General features: G+C 64.3%; 2 protein-coding genes. Both read left to right on the forward strand.

The window, feature by feature from the left end; translation table 11 throughout:
• A partial coding sequence (locus EOA24_RS37080; protein WP_145992572.1) for a PQQ-binding-like beta-propeller repeat protein occupies positions 1 to 824 on the forward strand: 824 nt, incomplete at its 5' end.
• A gap of 46 nt (positions 825 to 870) precedes the next feature.
• Positions 871 to 1674 carry a substrate-binding domain-containing protein gene (locus tag EOA24_RS37085; protein ID WP_189343369.1) on the forward strand — a complete coding sequence of 268 codons (804 nt, stop codon included), beginning with the start codon at positions 871 to 873 and terminating at the stop codon, positions 1672 to 1674.
• The last annotated feature ends 29 nt before the right edge of the window (positions 1675 to 1703 follow it).

Genomic DNA, 1703 nt, shown 5'->3' on the forward strand with positions numbered 1-1703 from the left:
ATTATGACGGCATCAATGAGCAGGTCCTGCTCGACATGAACTGGCAGGGCAAGCCGCGCAAGGTGCTGGTCCGCCCGGAACGCAACGGCTATCTCTACGTGCTTGATCGCGCCACCGGCGAGGTCCTGTCTGCAAAACCTTATGGCCCCGTCAATTCCAGCAAGGGCGTCGATCTCAAGACTGGCAGATTGATGGAAAATCCGGACAAGCTGACGGGTACCGGCAAGGTCATCCGCGACATCTGTCCGACCGCCTCGGGCCTCAAGGACTGGCAGCCTTCGGCCTTTTCGCCGAGGACCGGCCTGCTCTACATCCCGCACAACAATCTGTGCATGGACGAAGAAGGCGTCGAGGTGAACTACATCGCCGGCACGCCTTATGTCGGAATGAACGTGCGCATGATTCCCGGGCCGGGCGGCAACCGCGGCGCCTTCACCGCCTGGGATATCGCCGCCGAGAAACCAGCCTGGAGCCTCAAGGAGAATTTCCCGGTGTGGAGCGGTGCGGTCGTGACCGCTGGCGACGTGGTTTTCTATGGGACGATGGAAGGCTGGTTCAAGGCGGTGAGCGCCAAGACCGGCGACCTGCTCTGGCAGTTCAAGACCTCGTCCGGCATCATCGGTCAACCCATCACCTATCGTGGCCCGGATGGCCACCAATATGTCGCCGTTTTGTCCGGCGTCGGCGGCTGGGCCGGCGCCATCGTTTCGGGCGACCTCGACCCGCGCGATGCCACCGCCGCGCTCGGTTTCGTCAATGCGATGAAGGACCTGAAGAACGCGACCACGGCGGGAGGCACGCTTTATGTGTTCCGTCTGCCCTGATGCATTCGGCTTGATCCACGGCGTGGCCCAGAAGCTGCTCACGCGCATGGCGCTCGGCATCGCCGCGGTCGCCTTGCTGCTCTTGCCGGCGACGGCCGGCCCTCGTGAGCTCAGGGTCTGCGCCGACCCGAATAACTTGCCCTTTTCCAACGCGGCCGGCCAGGGCTTCGAAAACAGGATCGCGCAAATCATCGCCGACGATCTCGGGGCCAAGCTGACCTATACCTGGTGGGCGCAGCGCCGCGGCTTCGTGCGCAACACGCTAAAGGCGGGACTGTGCGACCTCGTGCCCGGCACGCCTGCCAATCTCGAAATGCTGCGCACCACCACGCCCTATTATCGGTCGTCCTATGTCTTCGTGACGCGCCAGGACAGCCCGGACGTGACCTCCTTCAACGACCCGCGGCTGCGCGACTTGCGCATCGGCGTTCAACTCATCGGCGACGACGGCGCCAACTCGCCTCCTGTCCAGGCGCTTGGCCGCCGCGGCATCGTCGGGCACCTCATCGGCTACCCCGTCTATGGCGATTACTCCGCTCCCAATCCGCCCGCGCGCATCGTCGACGCGGTGGCGAGCGGCGAGATCGACGTCGCCGTGGTGTGGGGTCCGCTTGCCGGCTATTTCGCCCAGAAGCAGAGGGTGCCGCTACGCATCACGCCCGTCACGCCGCGCATAGACGGACCGCAACTGCCCATGATTTACGATATCTCTATGGGCGTTCGGCGTGAGGACGATGCGCTGCGTGGTGATGTGAACAGCGCTCTCGCCAGGCACAAGGCCGAAATAGACGCCCTGCTGGGTCAATATGCTGTGCCGCGCCTCGACGCCTCCGGGAGGCCTGTGCGATGAGACCGGTTGCCGCGCTGCTCCTGCTCGCG

This window comes from Mesorhizobium sp. M2A.F.Ca.ET.039.01.1.1 (genome assembly GCF_003998035.1).
GTDB lineage: Bacteria > Pseudomonadota > Alphaproteobacteria > Rhizobiales > Rhizobiaceae > Mesorhizobium.

Bases quoted from the DNA above. Each gene is read 5' to 3' on its own strand.
- EOA24_RS37085 (WP_189343369.1), top strand. From the start codon at position 871: ATGGCGCTCGGCATCGCCGCGGTCGCCTTGCTGCTCTTGCCGGCGACG.